Origin of the sequence: Propioniciclava sp. MC1683, from assembly GCF_014164675.1 — a bacterium.
Lineage (GTDB): Bacteria > Actinomycetota > Actinomycetes > Propionibacteriales > Propionibacteriaceae > Propioniciclava.
This window is the reverse complement of the sequence record NZ_JACJFX010000043.1, coordinates 1-21,132: the sequence shown is the minus strand read 5'-3', so window position 1 is coordinate 21,132 and position 21,132 is coordinate 1. Positions and strand designations below refer to the sequence as shown.

The 21,132-nt window shown below is 72.2% G+C and carries 26 protein-coding genes; 13 read left to right on the top strand and 13 right to left on the bottom strand.

The annotated features are described in order from the left end of the window. Nucleotides 1-154: 154 nt before the first annotated feature. Genes H5397_RS15775 through lnt form a run of 3 tightly spaced genes read right to left on the bottom strand, consistent with a single transcriptional unit; the run spans nucleotide 155 to nucleotide 3,099 of the window. Nucleotides 155-649: an FxsA family protein gene (locus tag H5397_RS15775; RefSeq protein WP_182818606.1), complete on the bottom strand. Its 495-nt coding sequence runs from the start codon at nucleotides 647-649 to the stop codon at nucleotides 155-157. Then, the gene (locus tag H5397_RS15770) at nucleotides 649-1,512 is read right to left on the bottom strand and encodes a polyprenol monophosphomannose synthase (RefSeq protein ID WP_182818605.1); all 864 of its coding nucleotides are present in this window, start codon (nucleotides 1,510-1,512) and stop codon (nucleotides 649-651) included. Before H5397_RS15770 ends, H5397_RS15775 begins: the two co-directional genes overlap by 1 nt. 6 nt (nucleotides 1,513-1,518) lie before the next feature. Continuing rightward, complete coding sequence (gene lnt / locus H5397_RS15765) at nucleotides 1,519-3,099, bottom strand: apolipoprotein N-acyltransferase (RefSeq protein ID WP_255438995.1); 1,581 nt, start codon at nucleotides 3,097-3,099, stop codon at nucleotides 1,519-1,521. A gap of 35 nt (nucleotides 3,100-3,134) precedes the next feature. Between lnt and H5397_RS15760 the strand changes: the two genes are divergently transcribed. Continuing rightward, on the top strand, nucleotides 3,135-4,478 hold the full coding sequence (locus tag H5397_RS15760) for a dipeptidase (RefSeq protein WP_220492344.1): 1,344 nt from the start codon (nucleotides 3,135-3,137) through the stop codon (nucleotides 4,476-4,478). Here H5397_RS15760 and H5397_RS15755 read toward each other — a convergent pair. Next, nucleotides 4,475-4,912 carry an Lrp/AsnC family transcriptional regulator gene (locus H5397_RS15755; protein WP_182818602.1) on the bottom strand — a complete coding sequence of 146 codons (438 nt, stop codon included), beginning with the start codon at nucleotides 4,910-4,912 and terminating at the stop codon, nucleotides 4,475-4,477. The two genes, H5397_RS15760 and H5397_RS15755, sit on opposite strands and share 4 nt — an antisense overlap. 27 nt (nucleotides 4,913-4,939) lie before the next feature. On the opposite strand from H5397_RS15755, the gene H5397_RS15750 reads away from it, so the two are divergent. Both H5397_RS15750 and H5397_RS15745 read left to right on the top strand, forming a co-directional pair. Then, entirely contained in the window at nucleotides 4,940-5,854 is a 915-nt protein-coding gene (locus tag H5397_RS15750) for a 5'-3' exonuclease (RefSeq protein WP_182818600.1), read from the top strand. A gap of 72 nt (nucleotides 5,855-5,926) precedes the next feature. Beyond that, entirely contained in the window at nucleotides 5,927-6,247 is a 321-nt protein-coding gene (locus H5397_RS15745) for a hypothetical protein (protein ID WP_182818599.1), read from the top strand. Here H5397_RS15745 and metW read toward each other — a convergent pair. The 4 genes from metW to thpR all read right to left on the bottom strand — a co-directional run bounded on the left by metW (nucleotide 6,244) and on the right by thpR (nucleotide 9,906). Then, nucleotides 6,244-6,855 (bottom strand): methionine biosynthesis protein MetW, encoded by a 612-nt coding sequence (gene metW, locus H5397_RS15740; protein ID WP_182818597.1) that lies wholly within the window; start codon nucleotides 6,853-6,855, stop codon nucleotides 6,244-6,246. The genes H5397_RS15745 and metW overlap by 4 nt on opposite strands. Further along, the gene (locus tag H5397_RS15735) at nucleotides 6,852-7,997 is read right to left on the bottom strand and encodes a homoserine O-acetyltransferase (protein ID WP_182818596.1); all 1,146 of its coding nucleotides are present in this window, start codon (nucleotides 7,995-7,997) and stop codon (nucleotides 6,852-6,854) included. Before H5397_RS15735 ends, metW begins: the two co-directional genes overlap by 4 nt. Beyond that, the gene (locus H5397_RS15730; protein WP_182818594.1) at nucleotides 7,994-9,274 is read right to left on the bottom strand and encodes an O-acetylhomoserine aminocarboxypropyltransferase/cysteine synthase family protein; all 1,281 of its coding nucleotides are present in this window, start codon (nucleotides 9,272-9,274) and stop codon (nucleotides 7,994-7,996) included. The genes H5397_RS15735 and H5397_RS15730 overlap by 4 nt, the downstream gene beginning before the upstream one ends. Nucleotides 9,275-9,336: 62 nt before the next feature. After that, the gene (gene thpR / locus H5397_RS15725) at nucleotides 9,337-9,906 is read right to left on the bottom strand and encodes an RNA 2',3'-cyclic phosphodiesterase (protein WP_182818593.1); all 570 of its coding nucleotides are present in this window, start codon (nucleotides 9,904-9,906) and stop codon (nucleotides 9,337-9,339) included. A gap of 70 nt (nucleotides 9,907-9,976) precedes the next feature. Here thpR and H5397_RS15720 point away from each other — a divergent pair, with 70 nt between their 5' ends. After that, nucleotides 9,977-10,441, top strand: a complete 465-nt coding sequence (locus H5397_RS15720; RefSeq protein ID WP_182818591.1) for a GatB/YqeY domain-containing protein — start codon at nucleotides 9,977-9,979, stop codon at nucleotides 10,439-10,441. Nucleotides 10,442-10,484: 43 nt separating this feature from the next. On the opposite strand, the gene H5397_RS15715 is transcribed toward H5397_RS15720, so the two are convergent. Together H5397_RS15715 and H5397_RS15710 are read right to left on the bottom strand one after the other, a co-directional pair. Continuing rightward, nucleotides 10,485-11,060: a hypothetical protein gene (locus H5397_RS15715; protein ID WP_182818590.1), complete on the bottom strand. Its 576-nt coding sequence runs from the start codon at nucleotides 11,058-11,060 to the stop codon at nucleotides 10,485-10,487. 35 nt (nucleotides 11,061-11,095) lie between these two features. After that, entirely contained in the window at nucleotides 11,096-12,130 is a 1,035-nt protein-coding gene (locus H5397_RS15710; protein ID WP_182818588.1) for a hypothetical protein, read from the bottom strand. 149 nt (nucleotides 12,131-12,279) lie between these two features. Here H5397_RS15710 and H5397_RS15705 point away from each other — a divergent pair, with 149 nt between their 5' ends. Continuing rightward, the gene (locus tag H5397_RS15705) at nucleotides 12,280-12,438 is read left to right on the top strand and encodes a hypothetical protein (RefSeq protein WP_182818586.1); all 159 of its coding nucleotides are present in this window, start codon (nucleotides 12,280-12,282) and stop codon (nucleotides 12,436-12,438) included. 3 nt (nucleotides 12,439-12,441) lie between these two features. Here H5397_RS15705 and H5397_RS15700 read toward each other — a convergent pair whose 3' ends face one another. The 3 genes from H5397_RS15700 to H5397_RS15690 all read right to left on the bottom strand — a co-directional run bounded on the left by H5397_RS15700 (nucleotide 12,442) and on the right by H5397_RS15690 (nucleotide 15,117). Beyond that, the gene (locus tag H5397_RS15700) at nucleotides 12,442-12,582 is read right to left on the bottom strand and encodes a hypothetical protein (protein ID WP_182818585.1); all 141 of its coding nucleotides are present in this window, start codon (nucleotides 12,580-12,582) and stop codon (nucleotides 12,442-12,444) included. 184 nt (nucleotides 12,583-12,766) lie between these two features. Next, on the bottom strand, nucleotides 12,767-13,780 hold the full coding sequence (locus H5397_RS15695) for a GerMN domain-containing protein (RefSeq protein WP_182818583.1): 1,014 nt from the start codon (nucleotides 13,778-13,780) through the stop codon (nucleotides 12,767-12,769). Next, entirely contained in the window at nucleotides 13,777-15,117 is a 1,341-nt protein-coding gene (locus H5397_RS15690) for a thioredoxin family protein (RefSeq protein WP_182818581.1), read from the bottom strand. The genes H5397_RS15695 and H5397_RS15690 overlap by 4 nt, the downstream gene beginning before the upstream one ends. A 168-nt stretch (nucleotides 15,118-15,285) precedes the next feature. Here H5397_RS15690 and H5397_RS15685 point away from each other — a divergent pair, with 168 nt between their 5' ends. From H5397_RS15685 to H5397_RS18565, 8 genes are all read left to right on the top strand, one after another. After that, a complete protein-coding gene (locus tag H5397_RS15685) occupies nucleotides 15,286-15,687 on the top strand; it encodes a hypothetical protein (RefSeq protein ID WP_182818580.1) in 402 nt (133 codons plus the stop codon). 82 nt (nucleotides 15,688-15,769) lie between these two features. Next, nucleotides 15,770-16,615: a tryptophan-rich sensory protein gene (locus H5397_RS15680; protein WP_182818579.1), complete on the top strand. Its 846-nt coding sequence runs from the start codon at nucleotides 15,770-15,772 to the stop codon at nucleotides 16,613-16,615. Between the two features lie 248 nt (nucleotides 16,616-16,863). Next, nucleotides 16,864-17,673, top strand: coding sequence for a DUF4397 domain-containing protein (locus tag H5397_RS15675; RefSeq protein ID WP_182818578.1), 810 nt, complete (start codon nucleotides 16,864-16,866; stop codon nucleotides 17,671-17,673). Then, complete coding sequence (locus H5397_RS15670; protein WP_182818576.1) at nucleotides 17,670-18,383, top strand: class F sortase; 714 nt, start codon at nucleotides 17,670-17,672, stop codon at nucleotides 18,381-18,383. The genes H5397_RS15675 and H5397_RS15670 overlap by 4 nt, the downstream gene beginning before the upstream one ends. Nucleotides 18,384-18,395: 12 nt before the next feature. Then, entirely contained in the window at nucleotides 18,396-18,941 is a 546-nt protein-coding gene (locus tag H5397_RS15665; RefSeq protein WP_182818575.1) for an RNA polymerase sigma factor, read from the top strand. 220 nt (nucleotides 18,942-19,161) lie between these two features. Next, nucleotides 19,162-19,614: an anti-sigma factor domain-containing protein gene (locus H5397_RS15660; RefSeq protein WP_375539465.1), complete on the top strand. Its 453-nt coding sequence runs from the start codon at nucleotides 19,162-19,164 to the stop codon at nucleotides 19,612-19,614. Between the two features lie 28 nt (nucleotides 19,615-19,642). Next, the gene (locus tag H5397_RS18570; RefSeq protein WP_255438989.1) at nucleotides 19,643-20,398 is read left to right on the top strand and encodes a saccharopine dehydrogenase NADP-binding domain-containing protein; all 756 of its coding nucleotides are present in this window, start codon (nucleotides 19,643-19,645) and stop codon (nucleotides 20,396-20,398) included. Then, nucleotides 20,398-20,901: a hypothetical protein gene (locus H5397_RS18565; RefSeq protein WP_255438988.1), complete on the top strand. Its 504-nt coding sequence runs from the start codon at nucleotides 20,398-20,400 to the stop codon at nucleotides 20,899-20,901. The genes H5397_RS18570 and H5397_RS18565 overlap by 1 nt, the downstream gene beginning before the upstream one ends. The last annotated feature ends 231 nt before the right edge of the window (nucleotides 20,902-21,132 follow it).

Here is a 21,132-nt window from a genome sequence, read left to right as displayed (position 1 = left end):
CCGTCAAGCGGTAACCAACCCGCGCATGTCAGTCTGACCATCCGCGTCGACGACCACGCCGAACGTCACCAAGCACCGTGCCAAAAGCGAAGTGGCGTCCCCCAACCAGGAGGACGCCACTTCGTCACGCCCCCTTGACAAAAGGGCCTACATATCAGTCGACGATCTCGCCCCGGATGACGGTGGGGTCCTCCGGCTCGCGCCGTACGGCCGGGTCGGGACGCACCACCGTGTCCGGGCGCAGCTTGGCGTCCAGGAGGTCGGCCTGGTCGCGGTACCGGCGGGTGGCCGCGTTCAGCACCGACTGGACGCCGCGGCGGGCCAGCGGGCGGGTGGCAGGGACCAGGCACAGGATCCCCAGCACGTCGGTGAGGAAGCCCGGCAGCATCAGCAGCAGCCCGCCGACCAGGACCAGGGCGGCGTCCGAGACCTTCCGCCCGACCGTGTCGGGGTCGTTCTGCGCCTCGCGCAGGGACGCCCACGCACGGGCCCCCTCGCGACGCAGCAGGAAGCCGCCCAGTGCGGCCAGCGCGAGCAGGACCAGCAGCGTCCAGAGCACGCCGATCTCGCCGGCGACCCAGACGAGCAGGGCGATCTCGGCGACCGCGAGGACGCCGAGGCCGAGCAGGACCCACGGGGCGCGCCGCATCAGCGCGCCCTGCCGTTGCGGAACTCGCGCGCCGCGTCGCGGGCGGCACGGGACACGGCTCCCACGAACCGGCCGGCGACCTCGCCGGCGTGCTCGGGCCCGCCGCGCAGGGCGGCCACGGCGTCCCTGACCTGCTTGCCGCGGTGCTTCAGCCCCAGCTCGGTGGTGCGGATCATGGCCTCCTTGACCACGTCGCCGCTCATCTTCGACTCCCCGGCGGTCCGCTCGATGAACTCGATCGGGACCTCCTTGATGCGGTAGCCACGCTTGTGCGCGTTCCACGTCAGGTCGCGCTGGATGCCGTAGCCCTGGCCGTCGATCGGGTCGTCGAGGATCGCGCGCAGCGTGTCGGCCTTGAAGGCGTTGAGGCCGCCGGTGATGTCCTTGACCGGCAGGCCCAGCATCAGGCGGGTGTAGATCGAGCCGCCGCGGCTGAGCAGTTCGCGGTGCAGCGGCCAGTTCACGACCGAGCCGCCCGGCACCCAGCGCGAGCCCTTGACCATGTCGGCCTCGTGCAGGCCGGCGAGGACGCGCGGCAGCTGCTCGGGCTGGTGGGACCCGTCGGCGTCGAACTCGACGACCACGTCGTAGCCCTCGCCCAGGCCCCACGCGAAGCCCGCCTTGTAGGCGGCCCCCAGACCCTCCTTGCCCTGGCGGTGCAGGACGTGGATGTGGTCGTCGGCTGCGGCCAGCTCGTCGGCGCGGCGGCCGGTGCCGTCGGGCGAGTTGTCGTCCACGACGAGGATGTGCGCCTCGGGGACGGCGGCGCGCAGGCGACCGGTGATCATGTCGACGTTGTCGATCTCGTTGTAGGTCGGGATGATGACCAGGATCCGACCGAGGCCGTCGTACGACTGCGGCATGGGGTTTCAGCTCCTCACTGGCACGGGTGCGGCCGAGCCAACGTCCATTGTCCCACCCCGACGGCGGGAGCCAAGCACCCACAGCCCCCACGCGACCCCGGCGAGTCCCTGAGTGGCGAGCAGGTACTCCACCCAGCGGGACGCGACCATGGCCGGCGTCGCGGTGGTGCGCAGCGCCATCGCGTGCACGCCCGAGGCCGACACCGAGTCGGGGACGAGGTCGAGCACCTCGCCGCGCTGGCCCACCAGCCCGGACACGCCGGTGGTCGTGACGACGAGCACCTCGCGGCGCATCTCGGCGGCCCGGACGCGCGTGGCGGCGAACTGCTGGTCGATCTGGATGGTGCCCTGGTACATGGCGTTGCTGCTCTGCACCACCATCACCTGCGCGTCGCGGGCGGCCTCGAACACGGTCTCGGGGTAGATCACCTCATAGCAGATGGCCACGCCGACCTCCACGGTGCGCCCGTCTGCCAGCGTGACGGGGAAGGCCCCCGGGGTCGTTCCCGGCACCGACTGGTGGCCCACGTAGGCCAGCTCGGGGATGAGGGGCAGGAAGAAGTCGCGGAACGGGATCCACTCCCCGAAGGGGACCAGGTTGCGCTTGGCGTAGACGAGCTCACCGCCGGCGGCGTCGTGGCGCACGGCCACGGTCTGGCGGGTCTGGGCGGCCTCGTCGGTGTAGATCGTGCCGACCACGACCGGGACGCCGGCGTCGGCGACCGCCGCGTCGACCGCGGCTGCTGTCGGGGCGTCCTGGCGCGGGTCCATGTCGGTGGAGTTCTCGGGCCAGACGATGAGGTCGGGGGCGACCTCGTCGCCGGCGCGGACCCGCTCCATCAGACGGCCCGTCTCGGCCTGGGTGTTGAACGTGATCGTGCGCGCCTCGCCCAGCCCGTACACCCCGCCGCCGGGAGCACCCGGCTGCACCCAGCCGACCTGCACCTCCTCGGCCGCACCGGAGTCAGCGGGCAGCCATGCGCCTCCCGCGAGGCCGACGCCGACCGTGACGAGGACGGCCGCCCCCAGCGCGACCGCGGCCCGCGACGTCCGGGTGGCGACGAGGGCGGCGAGCAGGTGGCCCAGCAGCGCGACCAGGTAGGTGACGGACGCCGCGCCGGCCAGCGGGTAGAACCCGGCCAGCCACGAGTCGAGCTGGGTGTAACCCAGGCGCATCCAGGCGAAGCCGTCGAAGGGGAAGACCGAGGTGACGAACTCCATGAGCGCCCACGCGCCGGCACCCCACACCGGGGCCCAGCGCAGGCGCCCGACGAGGTGGAGCGCGCCGCCCAGGGCGGCGTAGAACAGCGACATCACCAGGGACAACCCGGCGTAGGAGGCGACCATGATCGAGGTCTGCCACACCAGCGAGGTGAACATGAACACGGCGCCGAACGCCCAGCCCAGCCCGACGGCGGCGAGCACCCCGCGCGCCCGGGCCGTGGCCCAGGCCAGGAGCGCGACCGCGACGAAGGCCAGCGGCCACGCGTTGAAGGGCATGAAGGACGCCGTGGCGGCGAGCCCGCCGATGCCCGCGACGGGCGCCAGGGCCCGCCACGGGACGTGCTGCTCGCGACCCTCCGACATCACCGGGGCAGCCTACCCGGCTAGGGTTGGCGACCATGGAACTGCCTGACCTGCGTGACCGCGTCACCTCCCTGCTGCCCGGTGTCCTGGACGACCTCGCCCGCCTCGTGGCGATCCCGTCGGTGAGCTCGCTGCCCGACCGTGCCGGCGACGTGCAGGCGACGGCCGAGGCGGTCGCCCAGCTCGCCCGCGACCTGGGCTGCCCCGACGTCCGGATCGTCGCCGAGGGCGGCAAGCCGGCGGTCATCGCGAAGTTCCCGGCGCCCGAGGGCGCCCCGACCGTCTGCCTGTACGCCCACCACGACGTGCAGCCCACCGGTGAGGTGGACCTGTGGACCTCCGACCCCTTCACCGTCACCGAGCGCGACGGCCGCCTCTACGGCCGCGGCGTCGTCGACGACAAGGCCGGCATCGCCGTCCACCTGGCGGCGCTGCGCGCCTTCGACGGCCGCCCGCCGGTGGGCGTGACGCTGTTCGTCGAGGGTGAGGAGGAGATCGGCTCCCCGTCCCTGGCCACCCTGATGGAGAAGCACGCCGACGACCTCGCCGCCGATGTGTACGTGATCTGCGACTCGGCCAACTGGCAGGTCGGGACGCCGGCCTTCACCACCGCGCTGCGCGGCCTCTCCGACGTCGTCGTCACCGTCGACACCCTCGACCACGCCCTGCACTCCGGCCAGTACGGCGGCGTCGCACCCGACGCGCTCACCACGCTGGTGCAGCTGCTGGCGACCCTCCACGACGCCGACGGCAACGTCGCCGTCGCCGGGCTCGACACCGAGCCGCCGTTCGCGCTCGAGTACCCCGAGGAGCGGCTGCGCGCCGAGACCGGCGTCCTGGAAGGGGTCACCTTCACCGGGACCGGGCCGCTGGCCGACCGCCTGTGGGGGCGTCCGTCGATCACGGTGCTGGCGATCGACTGCACCCGGGTGGCCGACGCGTCGAACACCCTCGCCCCCACCGCCCGCGCCAAGGTGAGCATGCGCCTGGCCCCGTCGCAGGACGCCGCGGCCGCGCTCGAGGCCCTCAAGCAGCACCTGCACGACCACGCCCCCTTCGGCGCGCGGGTCACGTTCGGGGCGCAGGAGGCCGCGGGTGGTTCCCTCGTGCCGCTGACCGGTGACGTCGCCGAGGTCGCCCGCACCGCCTACTCGCAGGCGTGGGGCACCGACGCCGTGGAGGTGGGCCAGGGCGGCTCGATCCCGCTGGTGGGGCTGTTCCAGCAGGCGTTCCCGGGGGCCGAGGTGCTGGTCACCGGCGTCGTCGACCCCGACTCGCGCATGCACGGCATCGACGAGTCGTTCGACCTGGGCGACTTCACCAACGCGTGCGTCGCCGAGGCCACGCTGCTCGCGCGCCTGGCGGGCCTCGGCTCCTAGATCAGGGGGCGGTCCGCGAAGGGCACGCTCAGCACCAGCTGCGTCTCGGTGTTGGCGTGCCCGCGCGTGCGGATCTCGGTGAGCACGCGCTCGAGGTCGGCGGGCGTCTCGACCTGGGCGATGACGAGGTAGGACGCGCGCCCGGCCACCGAGTAGCAGGAGACGACCTCGGGCAGCTCGGAGAGGCGCCGGGGCAGCTCGGTGTCCTCGAGCGGGTCGGTGGTGGTGACCGAGATGAAGGCGGTCAGCAGCTTGCCGAGCGCCGCCGGGTCGATCGTGGCCCGGTAGCCGGTGATCACCCCGCGCTGCTCGAGGCGCCGCACCCGCTGCTGGGCCGCCGAGGTCGACAGCCCGGTCGCCTTCCCGATGTCGGTGTAGGACATCCGGCCGTCGCGGGCCAGCAGTCCGAGGATCTGCGCGTCGAGTGCCTCCATGGCCCCATGCTGTCACACTGGTGACCCATGGACGCCCCGCGGACGCTACTTTTTGATACGGCATCGCTGTATTTCCGCGCATTCTTCGGTTTGCCGGATTCCCTGCGCGCCAAGTCCGGAGATCCTGTGAACGCCGTCCGCGGCCTGCTGGACTTCCTGGCCCGGTTCATCACCGACTGCTCCCCCACCCACGTCGCCTGCTGCTGGGACGACGCGTGGCGGCCGGCGTGGCGGGTCGACCTCGTGCCCAGCTACAAGGCCCACCGGGTCGCGTACGGCGACGTCGAGGAGGTGCCGGCGGCGCTGACCGCGCAGGTTCCGTGGATCCGGGCCACGCTGGACGCCCTCGGCCTGCCGATCGTCGGCGCGGCCGACCACGAGGCCGACGACGTGATCGCCACCCTCGCCACGCGGTCCACCTGGCCGGTCGACGTGGTGACCGGCGACCGCGACCTGTTCCAGCTGGTCGACGACGACCGGGCCGTGCGCGTGCTCTACGTGGGCCGCGGGGTGGCGAAGCACGAGCAGATCACCGACGCGTGGCTGCAGGCGAAGTACACGATCACCGGGGCCGGCTACGTCGACTTCGCCGTGATGCGCGGCGACCCCTCCGACGGGCTGCCCGGCGTGAAGGGCATCGGCGAGAAGACCGCGGCGCAGCTGATCGGGAAGTACGGGGACCTCGACGGCATCGTGGCCAACGCCGCGAACCTCTCCTCCGGCGTCCAGCGTTCGCTGGCCGCGGCGGTCGACTACCTGGGCCCGGCCCGGGAGGTGGTGACCGCGGCCCGCGGCGTCCCGCTGCCGGAGGTGGACCTCGCCCTGCCCGCCGCGCCGAAGGACCCGGAACTGTTCGCGGCGCTGACCGAGGAGCTCAACCTCGGTGGCAGCGCCGACCGGATCCTCGCGGCGCTCGCCGCCGCCGGCGGCCGGGTCAGCTGAAGAAGGCGCCCGGCACGTCGCGCCGGCTGAACAGCTCGCGGAACCGCTCGTAGGCTCGCGCACGTCGGCGAGGTGGACGGCGATGTCCCACGCCTGGGAGGGCCCGAACTCGGCGACCTTCACCTGCGGCGCCAGCTCGGCGAGGCGTCCCGTGAGCTCGGTCACGGTCGCACCCGGGCGCGCCAGCACGGCCGCGTGGGCCTGCTCGTCGGCCGGCGGGCCCTCCTCCCCCGCCACCGCACGCTCGGCGGTGTCCACGAGGTGGGCCAGGACGTCGCGGGCGCTCCACCGGGGCGTCCAGCGCACGGGCGCGGCGAGCTGCTCGTCGGTCGCGGCCCCGAAGAGGGCGACGGCATGCTCGGCGAGGTCGCGGTAGGACACGTCGGCTCCTAGCGGGCGGGTCGCAGCACGTACACCGCGGCGGAGGCCATCAGGTTGGCCGACTGGCCGTACATGCGCAGCCGGCGGCCGTGCTCGGTGTAGGTGAAGCGGCGGTCGACGATGAGGTGGAGCTGGTCGAAGAGGTCCTCGAGGTCGGCCAAGGTCGTGAACCGGAGGTTCGGGGAGTTGTACCAGAGGTACGGGATCTCCTTGGAGACCGGCATCCGTCCGCCCAGCAGGCGCAGGCGGTTGCGGTACCAGCCGAAGTTCGGCACCGAGACGACCAGGCGCTCGGCGACGCGGGCCATCTGGGCGAGCACGAACTCGGGGCGCAGCATCGTCTGCAGCGTGCGCGAGAGCACCACGGTGTCGTAGGAGTCGTCGGCGATGTCGACCAGGGCGTCCTCGATGCGGCGGTCGAGCACCGGCACCCCGCGGCGGATGGCCGCGAGCACCGAGTCGGGGTCGATCTCGACGCCCTGGCCGGTGCAGCGCTTGCGCTCCATGAGGTGGGCCAGCAGCGAGCCGGACCCGCAGCCGAGGTCGAGCACGCGCGAGCCGGCGAAGACCTGGTCGGCGACGAGCTGCAGGTCGAGGCGCAGTTGGGTCGGGGCGGTCACACTCCCACCTCCAGGGCGCGGTCGAACCACGCGCGCAACGTCGCGTGGTAGGCGGGGTCGTCGAGCAGGAACGAGTCGTGGCCGTACGGCGAGCGCAACTCGCGGAACGTCACCGGCTGCTGCACGGACTCGAGGTGGCGGACGATCCGCAGCGAGTGCTCGGTCGAGAACCGCCAGTCGGTGTCGAAGCTGAGCACGAGGTACCGCACCGGGGACGCCGCGAGCCCGGTCAGCGCGTCGGGCTTGGAGAACGGGTCGAAGTAGTCCATGACGCGGGTCAGGTAGAGGTAGCTGAGCGCATCGAAGCGCTCGAGGAACACCTGGCCCTGGTGGTCGAGGTAGCTCTCGACGGCGAAGTCGATCCCGAAGCCACCGTTGGTGGTCTCCCCCTGCGGGGAGCGGCCGAACTTCTCGGTGAAGGCGTCCTCGGACAGGTACGTGATGTGCGCCATCATCCGGGCGATGGAGAGGCCGACGTCGGGGTTGGTCCCCTCCTGGGCGTAGTGCCCGTCGAGGAAGTGCGGGTCGTCCATGATCGCCCGTCGGGCCACGGCCGAGAAGGCGATGTTCTGGGCGGTCAGGCGGCTCGAGGCGGCGACGATGGCAGCGTGGGCCATGTCCTCGGGGTGGTCCAGCGACCACTGCAGCACCTGCATGCCGCCGAGGGATCCGCCCAGCGCCACAAGCAGCCGCTTCACCCCGAGGTGGGCGAGCAGGGCACGGTGCACGGTCACGAAGTCGGCCATGGCCAGCAGCGGGAAGCCCATCCCGTAGGCCGCGCCAATGGCCGGGTCGATCGACGACGGGCCGGTCGACCCGCGGCACCCGCCGATGAGGTTGCTGCAGATGACGAAGAAGCGGTCGGTGTCCAGCGGCTTGCCGGGGCCGATCAGGTTGTCCCACCAGCCGGGCCGCCTGTCGCCCTCGTGCCAGCCCGCCGCGTGCGCGTCACCGGTGAGGGCGTGGCAGATGTAGACGGCGTTGGAGCCGTCGGGCGCCAGGGTGCCGTAGGTCTCGTAGGCGACGTCAACCGGCCCCAGCTCGGCGCCCGAGGCGAGCACGAGCGGGGACTCGGCCGTGAAGAGGCGGGCGGTCCGCGTCGTGGTGACGCCGACCGACCCGCCCTCCGTCGTCCTGGTCACGCAGACAGCGCCTTGTCGAGGTCGGCGATCAGGTCGTCGACGTTCTCGATGCCGATCGAGAGCCGGACGCCCTCGGGCGCCACGCCGGCGTCCACGAGCTCGGACTCGGTCAGCTGGCTGTGCGTGGTCGTCGCGTTGTGGATCGCGAGCGACTTCGCGTCACCGATGTTGGCCAGGTGGCTGAACAGCTCGAGCGCCTCGATGAACTTCGAGCCGCCCTCGCGCCCGGTCTTGAGGCCGAACGCGACCAGGCCGCTGTTGCCCCTGGTGAGCATGCGCCCGGCGACCTCGTGGTAGGGGTCGTCGGCCAGGCCCGGGTAGCGGACCCAGGCCACGCGGTCGTCGTTCGCCAGGAACTGGGCGACCTTGAGCGCGTTCTCGCTGTGCCGCTCCATGCGCAGGTGGAGGGTCTCCAGGCCGAGCAGGATCTGGAACGCGTTCATCGGTGCGATCGCCGCGCCCGTGTTGCGCAGCATGACCGTGCGGGCGCGGATGATGAACGCGGCGGGGCCGGCCGCCTCGGTCCAGACGACGCCGTGGTAGGCGTGGTCGGGGGCGGTGAGGTTGCCGAAGCGCTCGGCGTGGGCGGCCCAGTCGAAGCGGCCGGAGTCGACGATCACGCCGCCCATCGAGGTGCCGTTGCCGGCGAAGTACTTGGTGGCGGCGTGGATGGCGATGTCGGCGCCGTGGTCGAAGACGCGGCACAGGTACGGCGTGGCGGCGGTGTTGTCGACGATGAGCGGCAGGCCCAGCGCGTGCGCGGCGTCGGCCCAGGCACGGATGTCGAGGACGTTCAACGCCGGGTTGCCGAGGCTCTCGGCGAAGACGAGCTTGGTGCGCTCGTCCACGTGCTCGGCCAGCGCGGCCGGGTCGTCGGGGTCGACGAAGCGGGTCTCGACGCCGAACTGCGGCAGCGTGTGGGCGAAGAGCGCGTAGGTGCCGCCGTACAGCTTGGAGCTCGCGACGATGTTGTCGCCCGCCCCGGCCAGCGTCAGCACGGCGTAGGTGATCGCCGCGGCGCCGGACGCCGTGGCCAGCGAGGCCAGCCCGCCCTCGAGCGCGGTGACGCGCTTCTCCAGGACGTCCTGGGTCGGGTTCATGATCCGGGTGTAGATGTTGCCGGACTTGCGCAGCGCGAACAGGTCGGCGGCGTGCTGGGTGTCGTCGAAGACGTAGCTGGTGGTCTGGTAGATCGGCACCGCGCGGGCGTTGGTGGCCGGGTCGGCCTGCTCCTGCCCGGCGTGCACCGCCAGGGTCTCGATGCTGTAGTCGGTCATGGTCATCCTTCGGGTCCCGCAAAGCGTGGGACCACCCTAGGGCTTGAGGGGTGGTCCAATCTTCAATCTCGGCTGCCGGTCGACAGGGCGAAGCGGTGCAGCACCTCGTACCGGTTGCCGCGGTCGCGCAGGTGGCTCTGGATCAGGACAAACTCGTCGGCGGTCCACCCGGCCGCGTCGAACGTGTCGAGCACGCGCACCAGGCGGGTGCTGTCGATGGCGCGGTTGGCCCGGGCCAGCGTCAGGTGGGGGACGAACCGCGCCCCGTCCACCCGCACCCCGGCCCGCACGGCGGCGTTGCGTGAGCGTTCGGCCAGCGCGGCGAGTTGGTCTTCCCCCTCGCGCACGCCCATCCACAGCACCTTGGTCTCCCGCGGCCAGGGAAACGCTCCCCCACCGCCCAGACTGAGCCGGAACGCCGGGGTCCGGGCCGCGACGTCGGCGAGGGCCTCGGTGAGCCGGTCGACGCCGTCGTCCGTGACGCTGGCCATGAAGGCCGTGGTCAGGTGCCACCCCTCCGGCCGCGTCCAGCGCAGCCGCGGCTCTGCCTGGCGTCGGGGCGTCAGGAAGTGGTCGAGTTCCTCGACCAGGTCCGCGGGGGGCAGGACGGCGGTGAAGAGGCGGGCGCCCATGCCCCAACGGTACCGACCCCGGCGACACGGGGCCCGTGTGGGATGATGCCCGACGACGAAAGGAGGACCCATGACCCTCGAGGAGACCCTGCACCAGGACATGGTCGCCGCCATGAAGGCCCGCGACTCCGCCCTCGTGACCACCCTGCGCATGGCGATCGGCGCACTCAAGAACGAGAAGGTGGCCGGCAAGGAGGCGCGCCAGCTGTCCGAGGCCGACGAGATCGCCGTCCTGCAGCGCGAGGTCCGGTCGCGCCGGGACTCGGCCCAGGCCTACACCGACGGCATGCGGCCGGAACTGGCGGCGAAGGAGCTCGCCGAGGTCGACATCCTGAGCCGCTACCTCCCCGCCATGCTGTCGGACGCCGAGCTGGACGCCATCGTCGCCGAGGAGGTCGCCACCGCGGCCGCGTCTGCCGGGGGGGCGCCGGGGATGCGCCAGATGGGGGCCGTCATGAAGGCGGTGAACGCCCGCGTGGCCGGGCGGGCCGAGGGCTCGGCCGTCGCGGCGAAGGTCAGGGCCGCCCTGGCGTGACGCGTGGGAGCCGTCCGGGTCAGCCGGGTCTGGCGATCGCGTATTAGTCGTCGTCGAGCACGAGGGCCGAGTAGTAGAACCGGCGGTCGATGTCCGTCGACACCCGGGCGCGATAGTCCTCCGGGACCTCTGCGCCGGGTGTCGGGATGAACTGGCGGGTCTTGGCGTTGTAGCGGCCGCGGTCAGAGATGAAGCTGCGATTGTTGAAGATGACCAGCGGCGGGGCGTCGGAGAAGGCGTCGACGCCCATCAGGAGCCGGGAGTCGTACTCAAGGTCCATCAGGTTCAGCAGGGTGGGGAGGATGTCGAGGCTGGCGACGATCTCCCCGTGCGACAGGCCATAGGGGTAGTGGTCGGCGCTCACGGCGATGAGGGTGCGATCGGCCACGCCGGCGGCCTCCAGTTCCTGCAGGAGCAGTTCCGGGGCCCGGTCGAGTTCGATCTGGGTCGCCAGGTAGGCGCGCGCGTGTTCCCCGAGGGGCAGGTCCGCCACCAGGTCGCGGTTCTTGCGGGCGATGAAGTTGCCCCCGAAGGTGTAGCGCAGGTGCCCGCTGACCGTCATGTAGCAGGTGTGGAACGGGGCCGCCCCCGTGTAGTCGCCCACCGTGGCGGCCACCATCTCGACATCGGACTCGGGCCAGGTCTTGGTGACCTTCAGCCCGTTGCCGATCCCCTGGTAGGTGTAGCCCAGGTTGGCTCCGGGTCGATCGCGTGGTGGGAGTATCCCTCCGCCGTGGCGAGGACCAGGCTGTAGCCGGCGAACCGTCCGGTGTGGTCGTTGCGGTACGACGGTGCTCGCTGGCCGAACCAGGTGTGCGCGCCCTGCAGCCGGCTGTTGGGCGCGTCGGCCGCCAGGGCCTCGAAGTCGATCGGCAGGACGTGGGGCTCCCGGGCCACGGGGGTGGGTCCCGCGCTCGGGGGTGCGGAGGAGGCAGCGCCCTCGGGCGCGATCGGCGTGGGAGACGGGACGGGGTCCAGCGCGGGCGGCACGCCCGGATCGGCAGGTTCGAACCCGACGAGGGTGCGGGCGACGTCCAGACGCATGGTCGTGATCAGGCCCAGTTGCTGCACGGAGGCCACCGGGTACGTGCTGCGGTGGTACAGGTCCCACGGGGAGTTGGGTTCGCGATCGCCCACGGTGATCACCGTCAGGGACACCCCCTGAGCCACGGCCGCGACGAGCAGCACGAGTGCACGGTGTCGCCACGTGGGCACCGGCGTCGGGGCGGCGCGGGACACCAGGACCACGAGCAGGGTGGGGACCACGAGGATCAGGGCCAGCGCGGCCGCGTGCTCGACGACGGTCGCACCGATGTCGGCGGCGAACTCCGCGACCTGCCCCGCGTTCGCCGCCGAATAGGCGGAGTGGACCGTGCGGAAGATCTGGAAGTAGACGTACTGGGAGGAGTACAGCACGGCCAGGAAGGCCAGTCCGAAGCCGACCAGCAGGGTGCGCACGCGCGGGCCGGCCAGGGTGGACACCAGGTGCACCAGGAGGGCCGGCGCCACGCCCAGCAGGAGCGGGAGGACGACGGCCCCGTCGAGCAGGTGTTCGCCCGTCCCGACCCGCAGGACACCCTCCATCCACGCGACGGCGCCCACGAGGGCCAGCGGGCGGGCGCCGGGCCAACCGACGCGGGCATCGGGAATCGCGGCGCGCCGGGGGGTGGGCGGGGTCGTCCGTCGCACGGTCACCTCCGGGGTGGGGGGTGGGGCCGTCACGAGGACCGACGCCCCTGGTGCACAGGGTACGCATTGCGACGGTGGGCGTCATCAGCGGAGCTTGCGCGCCGGTCGATGCGCTTGACAGCGCGATCGGCGGAGGCGAGTCTCGAGTCATGACCGACACCAACGAGGCCGATCCGCGCATCAACCCCGCCGAGGCCGACCAGGACCTGAACAACACCAACGCGGCCGAGCGCCGCGGGGACGGGGGGCATCCGACCAACCCGACCGACGCCGAGGGTGAGCAGCCGACGCCCGGCGAGGACGCGTGAGCGCTACGCAGCCGTTGTGAGCACGTCCACGCTCTCGGCGCACCAGGAGCAGTAGGCGAAGCCCTCTCCGTTGCGGACGGCCAGCGTGTGGCCGCAGGACAGGGGCGCCTCGGACAAGCGCCAGCGTGCGGTGGGGGTCCTCATGTGTTCTCCTTCAGTGGCCGGCCGTGGCGCGGGGGCTGCCGACGGCTCGGATGGATCGTGGGGTCGCGGTGCAGGGGGTTGCACACGCGGAAACGGATGGGCCGCCCCGCGGTTCCTTCCGCGCAGGCGAAGGATCCAGCTTACCGGACCCGCACCTCCAGCGCCACCCCGTGGCAACCGCGGGCTACGGCGTGTAGATCTCCCAGACCTGCGTCACGGAGCCGTCCGGGGCGACGTCCAGGCTCACCAGGAGCGGATGCTCCTGCTCCAGCACGCGTTCCGCGAACGCTGCGCGCGTCGTCGGTTCCACCTCGCAGCACTCCGGCCAGGGGATGAGCCTGATGTCGACGTCGGGTGTCACGGGGAGGGTGCGGACACGCGGGTTGTCGTTGACGATGAGGTAGTCGTTGTCGATCGAGCAGCCCGTCGTGTCGCCGCCCTCGTAGCCGCCACCGTTGCAGACGAGCCTGTCCCAGTACACGGGGTGTCCCGCGGCATGGTCCAAGGCTTCCTGACCGCTGAGGAACCTCACCACGTCGACCGACAGCAACGCGGCCGCGTCGTCGAAGGCCGTGACGAACGCCTCGTTGACCCCCTGAAGGTCCGTGGCCGTGACGGTCGGCGTGGGGGACGGAGCCACGGTCGGCGTCGCGGGGGGCGTGGCGGGCGGGCCACCGAACGGCGCCGGGTCGCAGTGGTCGTTGTCGGCAGTGCAGCCGACCTGGAGCCACGCCCAGAAGGGGCCCGGCTGACCGTCGAACGCGTACAGCACCCGGGGAGTCATCGCGGCCTGCTGCGCCGTGGTCCCCAGCTGCGCCAGCAGGGCCGCACTGCCGCAGGAGGTACTGGCGTTGGGGATGGTGCTGCTGACGTCGGCCAGGTCCACATAGCTCGTGTCCCCCACCGTGGAGGTACCCAGCAGTGCGTCCGCCGTCGCCGCCGAGAACCACGACCGGTATCCCTGAGCGGACTCCTCGGCCGTCGGTCCGGCCAGCAGTTCCCTCACGGAGGCGCCGAGCACGTCCGCCGACGCGGGCACCGTCCGGTGCACGCCGTAGACCCGTCCGCAGTCGGCGGCACCCGGGTTGAGGACCTCGTTGTCGAAGTAGACGGTGACCACCATGGTCTGGTCCGCCACCGGCGTGCAGGCGGTGAGGAGCAGGACGGAGGCGGTGGCGAGGCTGCGGAGGAGCTTCATGGGAGGGCCTCTTTCGTGGTTGCGGTGTAGACGAGGTGGACGACGCCGGCGGCAGCGAGGGCGGTGAGGAGGACAAGGAGCGAGGAACCCAGGTCGGACATCCAGACTGGCTCGACCAGCATGACCACGGCGAGGGTCAGCATCAGCATGCCCCCCACGAGCTTCAGCACCCGGCCCTGATGCTCCTGCAACCTGCTGGCGCGCAGGGTCCGGACGGCCACGCCGAAGATGACCAGCTCGTCCAGTTGGTACACCAGCAGGTACAGGACCAGGAGGCCGGCGAAGGCCGGCCCCGGAACCTGGCGCTCGGCGAGCAGGGTGGTCCAGACGATGGGGAACCCCGCCGTGCAGGCCAGTTCCACGATCGACACGCCGGCCGCGAGGAGCACGGTGCTACCGACCAGGGCCGGAAGGTTGTCCGCGTTCGCCAGCACGCCGCGCATCCGCTGGTAGATGCCGGGTTTCGCGCCGTCGGGGATGGTCAGGGACGGGCCCCGCCTGAACCAGAAGTAGTCCTTGATGTTGATCAGCGCGAAGGCGATGGCGATGATCGCGACCAGTGCGCGCAGCCAGGGCGAGAGCGTGGCGATCCCCACGACCGTGAACATCCCCGCGATGAAGAGTCCGTAGACCAGACCGGTCACCGTGATGAACACCAGCCCGACGACCAGGGTGACGCGGCGTGAACCCGTCCGCAGGGTCAGCGCCAGCAGGACACCCAGCACCCAGAGCGAGCAGGGGTTGAGGCCGTCCACCGCCGCGATCACCATCGTGGTGACCGGGAGAGAGAGGGTCGTCAGGTTCACCCGGCCACCCCAGGGCAGCTCCAGCGTGTTGGGTGACGGCGCCACTGGCACCGCCGCGTCGACGGGCGTGGACGGGAAGGCGGCCGGGCTGGAGGATCCCGAGGGGGCCGGAGCGGCGCCGGCGACCCACGCGCCGGCGTCCGGGCAGCCCGTGTCCAGGCAGCGCGCCACCGCCTGGTCGATCTCGGCGGCGATCCGGTCGCTGTACCCGACCCAGTGGCGCTCACCGAGCAGGATGGTCGGCACGCCGGTCGGCCGGAAGCCGTGACGAGCGGCCATGGAGACCAGTTCGCGCTGATTGTCCTTGTCGTACCAGACCTCCCTCTCCACGACCACGAGGTCCGGGTTGGCCGACGCGAGCTCACGGAGGTGGGGCTGGGCCGCCTCACAGTGCGGGCAGCCGTCCCCCCAGAAGAAGTAGAGCCGGACCTCGGCGTGGGCGGCCGCCCCCGGACCGGCCAACGTCAGCAGGACGCCGAGGAGCGCCCCCACCAGGACGAGGAACCTCCCCCGTCCGCCCGCCCCCGCCATGCCAGCCACCCCATCCCTGCGTCCCGGCGACCACCAGCGCCACGATGACCCTCGATCCTGGCGACTCCCACCACGTGGTGGTGGTTCCAGTGTGCTCCGCGCGGCTCCCTGCCGCAGGCGATCAGGCGGTGCGCGAACCACCGGACAGGGGTGTGCCACAGTGGTGTCATGGCCCTGCCCCCCTTGCCACACCCGCACCTGGTCGTGCTGCGTAGTGCCGCCACGGTGGTCCTCAGTTGCCTCATCGCCCAAGCCGGCTGGGCGGCCGCCTTCATCGGCGGCGAGGCCGCGTATCGCGCTCATCACCAGGTGGGGGCCCTCGTGACCGTCGCGGTGTGCCTGGCCTCGGCCGTGACCTACCTCGTCCTGCGCCGGTCCGCCGGACCGGTCAACGTGGTGCTGGCCGTGCTCGTGGCCGTCCTGGCCGGCGTCCAGTTCGCGCTCGGCGAGAGCGGTGTGACCGCGGTCCACATCTTCCTCGGCGTCCTGCTGGCGATGACGGGGACGGCCCTCACCTCCTGGACCTACCGGCACGAACTGTCCCCCCGTCCGCAGGCTTCAGCGACTTGATATTCAAAGCGGATTGTACAAAGCTTGGACGGAGATGCCGCGAGGGCCCCCCTCTCCCCCCGCCCGCTTCGAGAGGAACCACATGACCGCCAAGACCGCGCACCCCGGGATCAGGGCCCTGCTCGCCGTCGCCTACGTCGTGATGATCGCGACGAATGCCCTGGCCAACGCGCTGCCCATCAACGGGCGCACGACGGGCGGGGTGTCCGATTCCTACCCCAACCTGTTCGCACCGACGGGGATCACCTTCGCGATCTGGGGTGTCATCTACATACTCCTCGGCGCGCACGTGCTCTACCAGATGGGCCTGTTCCGTGCCCCGGGTGGCCGTGAGCCCCAGGCGGAGCGGGCGATGCTCGAGCGGGTCGGCGTGCTCTTCGCGGCATCGTCCTTCGCCAACGCGGCCTGGATCCTCGCCTGGCACTACGACTTCATCGGGCTCTCCACGCTGCTGCTCGCCACCATGCTGGTGCTCCTGATCGCCATCACCCGCATCCTCGTTCGGGCCGAGCTCACCCTGCGCGAGCGCCTCCTCGTCCGGCTACCCTTCAGCGTCTACTTCGGATGGCTCACGGTGGCGACGATCGCGAACACCACCGTGTGGCTGGTCAGCGTCGGCTGGGACGGCCTCGGCATCGCCGAGTCCACCTGGACCGTCGCGATCCTGGCCGTGGGCGCACTCATCGGCACCGCCGTCATCCTGCGGGACCGCGACATCGCCTACGGGCTGGTGTTCGTCTGGGCCTACCTCGGGATCTGGCTCAAGCACACCGCCGACACCGGGTTCGCCGGCGCATACCCCTCGGTGATCATCACGGCCCTCACCTGCATCGCCGTCTTCGTGGTGGCCGGAGCCGTCGCCCTCGTGCTGTCCCGGCGTGAGGCGCTTGGCCGGTCAGGGGAACCGTCGCCGCGGCCGGTCGGCTGACGCGCCCCGGGAACCCCTGTTCGGACGCCCCGGCTGCACCACCCACGTGGGTGGTGCAGCGGGGCGTCGCCATCTGCCATGCCCTCCCCCGAGGAGGTCCAGCGTGCGCGGCGGCCCGAACCCGACCGGCTCAGGGAAAGTTTTTACAAACCTTCTACATAGCTGCATCCAAACGCGGGTCTGGATCCGAATCCACTGGTGAAGGCGACACCAGGTCGCCCGACCACAGCGATCGAAAGGAACCCGCCATGCGCACTGGAGTCCTCCCCCTGGCCGCCGCCCTCGCCGCCCTCTCCGCCATCTCTCTGGCCCCCGCCTCCCATGCCGCCGACGACGCCTCTGTCCACGTGCTGCACGGCGTTCCGGGCGCCACGGTGGACGTCTACGTGAACGGCGACGCCGCGCTGACCAACTTCGCCCCGGGCACGCTGACGGACGCCCTGAGCCTGCCCGCCGGCGAGTACGACCTCAAGGTGACCGCGCCGGGCGCGGGAGCCGACGGCGCCGCCATCATCGAGGCCAACGACGTGGCCGTCCCCGCCGGCGCCAACGTCACCGTGGTCGCCCACCTCGACGCCTCCGGCAGCCCCACGCTGACCCCGTTCGTGAACGACACGAGCAAGACCGCTGCCGGTCAGGGACGCCTGACCGTCCGGCACACGGCCGCCGCGCCGGCGGTGGACGTGCGGGCGAACGGCACGGTCGCGTTCTCGAACGTGACGAACCCCGACGAGGCCAAGGCCGACCTCCCGGCCGGCAGGATTTCCGCTGACGTCGTGCTCGCCGGCACCGACACCGTTGCCATCGGCCCCGCGGACGTGCCCGTGACCGAGGGCGCCAACACGATCGTGTACGCGTGGGGCTCGGCCGCCGACGACAACCTCGCGTTCGCCGTCCAGACGCTCGACGGCCTGCACTCGGCGCCCTCGGGGGTTCCGACCGGCACCGCTCCCGTCTCCGACGCCACGATGCGCCTGCTCGCCGCCTCGAGCCTGGCGGTCTCCGCCGCCGGCGTCGTGCTGCTGGGGATGCGGCGCCCGGAGTCCGTGGAGCTGTGAGCACCGTCCGCCTTCCAGTGAGGGCGGCCGCCGCGTTGGTGGCCTCCCTCACCGTGGGTGGCACCACCTGGGCCCTCATGGGTCTGGGTGATCCGCCCGAGGCCCCCCGGTCGGGGGCCTTCGTGCAGGCATCCGCGACCGTGACGGACGGTCCGCCCGCCGCCACCACGCCCACCGCCCCACCCGGCCGACCCGCGCCAGCCGCGGGGGACGCGGTCGGACGGCGGAGCGCCGACCTCACGTCCCTCCCGACCCGCGACCACGGTGGCGTCCCCACGCGGGTGGTGGTCCCGGGTGCGGGCATCGACCTGCCCGTGGTCCCCACCGGGGTCGACGACGCGGGTGCGATGCAGGTGCCGTCCGGGTCCTCCACCGCAGCCTGGTACCGGTTCGGTCCTGGAGCCGGTGCGGAAGCGGGGGCGTCCGTCGTCGCCGCGCACGTGTCGTCGCGGTCAGAGGGGCGGGGTCCCTTCGCCCGACTGGCGGCCCTCCGACCGGGTGCGCGGGTGGAACTCACCACCGCGGGCGGGGTAGTGGCCTACGAGGTCGTGAGCGTCGACCAGGTCGCCAAGCTGTCCCTCGACACCGCCTCGCTCTTCGACCGAACCGGCGAGCACCGCCTCCACCTGGTGACCTGCGGGGGACGCTACGACAGGGCCACCAACTCCTACGAGGACAACGTCGTGGTTGTTGCCCGCGTGCTGGGCTGACAGGATTGTCTCGTGCAGCCCGAGGATGACGTCGCCGTGCGCCTGCGCGCCGGCGACGAGGACGCCCTCGCCGAGGCCTACCGCCGCTGGGGCACCCTCGTGCACTCCTTGGCCGTGCGGTCGCTGGGCGACCACCATGACGCCCAGGACGTGACCCAGCAGGTCTTCGTCTCGGCGTGGCAGGGCCGGCACACCCTCAGGCCGGAGGCCGGTTCGGTCGCCGGCTGGCTGGTCGGCATCACCCGACACCGCATCGCGGACGCGCACGAGCGGCGCGCCGGCCAGCGGCGGCGGGTCGAGATGGCGGGGGCGCAGCCCGAGGCGCCCGATCCCACGCACGAGGCGTCCGTCGTCGACCACGTGGTGGTCGCGGACGCGCTGCGCGCGCTCGGCGAGCCGCGGAGCACGATCATCCGTCTGTCCGTGATGGAGGGCCACACCCACCAGGAGGTCAGCCGCCGGCTCGGCCTGCCCCTGGGGACCGTCAAGAGCCACGCACGACGGGGGCTGCTGGCCCTGCGGGAACAACTCAGGGAGGTGCATGATGCAGCATCCTGACGCCGAACTGTTGGCGGCGGTCGCCCTGGGCGAGCACCCGGAAGGCCCCGTGGGTCCGCACTTGGCGGAGTGTCCGGCCTGTCGGGCCGAGGTCGATGAACTGGCCCACGTGGCGGACGCCCTCCGTGCCAACGCCTCCTTGGTAGCACCCCCACCCCGGCTCTGGGACGGGGTACGAGCCGGGATCGCACCCGGTGAAGCCTCCCCCGGCTCCCGGAACGTGTCGCGACGCAGCCTCATCGGGTGGGTCGCCGCCGCTGCCGCGGCTGGTGCGGCGGCCGGTGCGGCAGCGGGTGCGGGCGCCACCTGGCTGTTGACGCGGCCCGCCCCGGCGCCGGAACCCGTCGCCAGCGCCGAGTTGACCACGCTCGACACCCGGGAGGTGCTCGGGGAGGCGAGCGTCCGCGACACCGCCCGTGGCGTCACTCTGGCGGTCCGGACCCAGGCCCTCGACGCGGGCGACGGGTACCTCGAGGTGTGGCTGATCAACCGCGACCTGGCCCGGATGGTGTCGGTGGGCGTGCTGCCCGCCGGGACCTCCCAGCAGGACTTCCCGATCGCGCGCCGCCTGCTCGACGAGGGCTACGTGGTGGTCGACATCTCACGGGAGCTGTTCGACGACCGTCCGCAGCACTCGGGCGACAGCCTCGTCCGCGGGGAACTGCCCCTCTGACCCTGGCGGCGCGTGACACAGTGAGGTCATGGCTGAGCGCCCGTTCGACGTCGTCCTGTTCGGAGCCACCGGGTTCGTCGGGGCCCTGACCGCGGAGCACCTCGCAGCCGCGGGCGGTCCCGGGACCAGGGTCGCGCTGGCCGGGCGTAGCCCGGAGCGTCTGGCCGAGGTGCGGTCCCGCCTCGGCGAGCCGGGCCGGGACTGGGCGCTGGTCGAGGTCGACGCGACGGACGCCGTGGGCCTGCGGCGCCTCGCGGCGCGGACCACCGTGCTCGCCACCACGGTCGGGCCCTACGCGCGTGACGGGAGACACGTCGTGACGGCGTGCGCGGAGGAAGGCACCCACTACGCCGACCTGACCGGGGAACTGCTGTTCGTCCGGTGGGCCCTCGAAACGGTGGACGCCCGGGCCCGGGAGACCGGCGCCAGGATCGTCCACTCCTGCGGCTTCGACTCGATCCCCTCCGACCTCGGCGTCCTGCTCACGGCCGATCGGGCATCCGCGGACGGTGAGGGCACCCTGGCGGACACCACCCTCGTCGTGCGGTCGATGAGGGGGGCATCTCGGGTGGAACCATCGACTCCGCCCGCCAGCAGGCGATCGCGCTGCAGGCCGACCCCAGCCTGCGGCGCGTCCTGCGCGCCCCGGACGCGCTCGGCCCGCGCCAGGCGGATGAACCCGCTCCACGGTCCCAGACACGCTCGGGACGCCTCGGCCGGTTGCGCAGGTGGGCCGGGCCCGAGCGCGACCCCGAGACGGGGCACTGGCTGGGCCGCTTCGTGATGGCCGACTACAACACCCGGGTGGTGAGGCTGTCCAACGCCCTGTCGGACGGGGCCTACGGCCGAGCCTTCCGCTACCGGGAGGTGTCCGACCTCGGGCCGAGCCCCCTGGCCCCCTTGCTGGCGGTGGGCATGGACGTCGGACTTGGTGCACTGCAGCGGGGACTGGGCTGGACCCCGACGCGCAGGGTGCTGGACCGGATCCTGCCCCGGCCGGGTCAGGGGCCCTCCCCCGAGCAGCGTGCCGCCGGACGCTTCCGGATGGAGATCACCGCCACGACCACGACCGGGGCGCGGTATCGCTCCACGGTCGCCGCGGACCAGGATCCCGGCTACGACGGCACCGCCGTCATGCTCGGCCAGAGCGCGCTGTGCCTGGCGCTCGACGGCCCCCGACTCCCCCAGCGCGCGGGCGTGCTGACCCCGGCCACGGCCCTGGGCGACGCCCTCGTGGCACGGATCCGCGCGCACGGCTTCACCTTCGAGGTCGCGCGCCTCCCCTGAGTGTTCACTCGGCGCCGCCTCCGCGGGGCGGCGCACGGTTGGGAACCGGGGTCCCGAGACGGCAACACGAGGACAGAAATCGGCTGAAGACGAAGGGGTCAGGACCTAGGAGCCTGCTGAACAAGGCGTCTATCTGACGGCGGGTTGGACGTGGGTGGCGGGTGGGACGCCGCCGCGGCTGTCGAGCCGCGAGTGTGAGTCAGCGCAGTTGAGTGCGACAGCGGGGTCGTC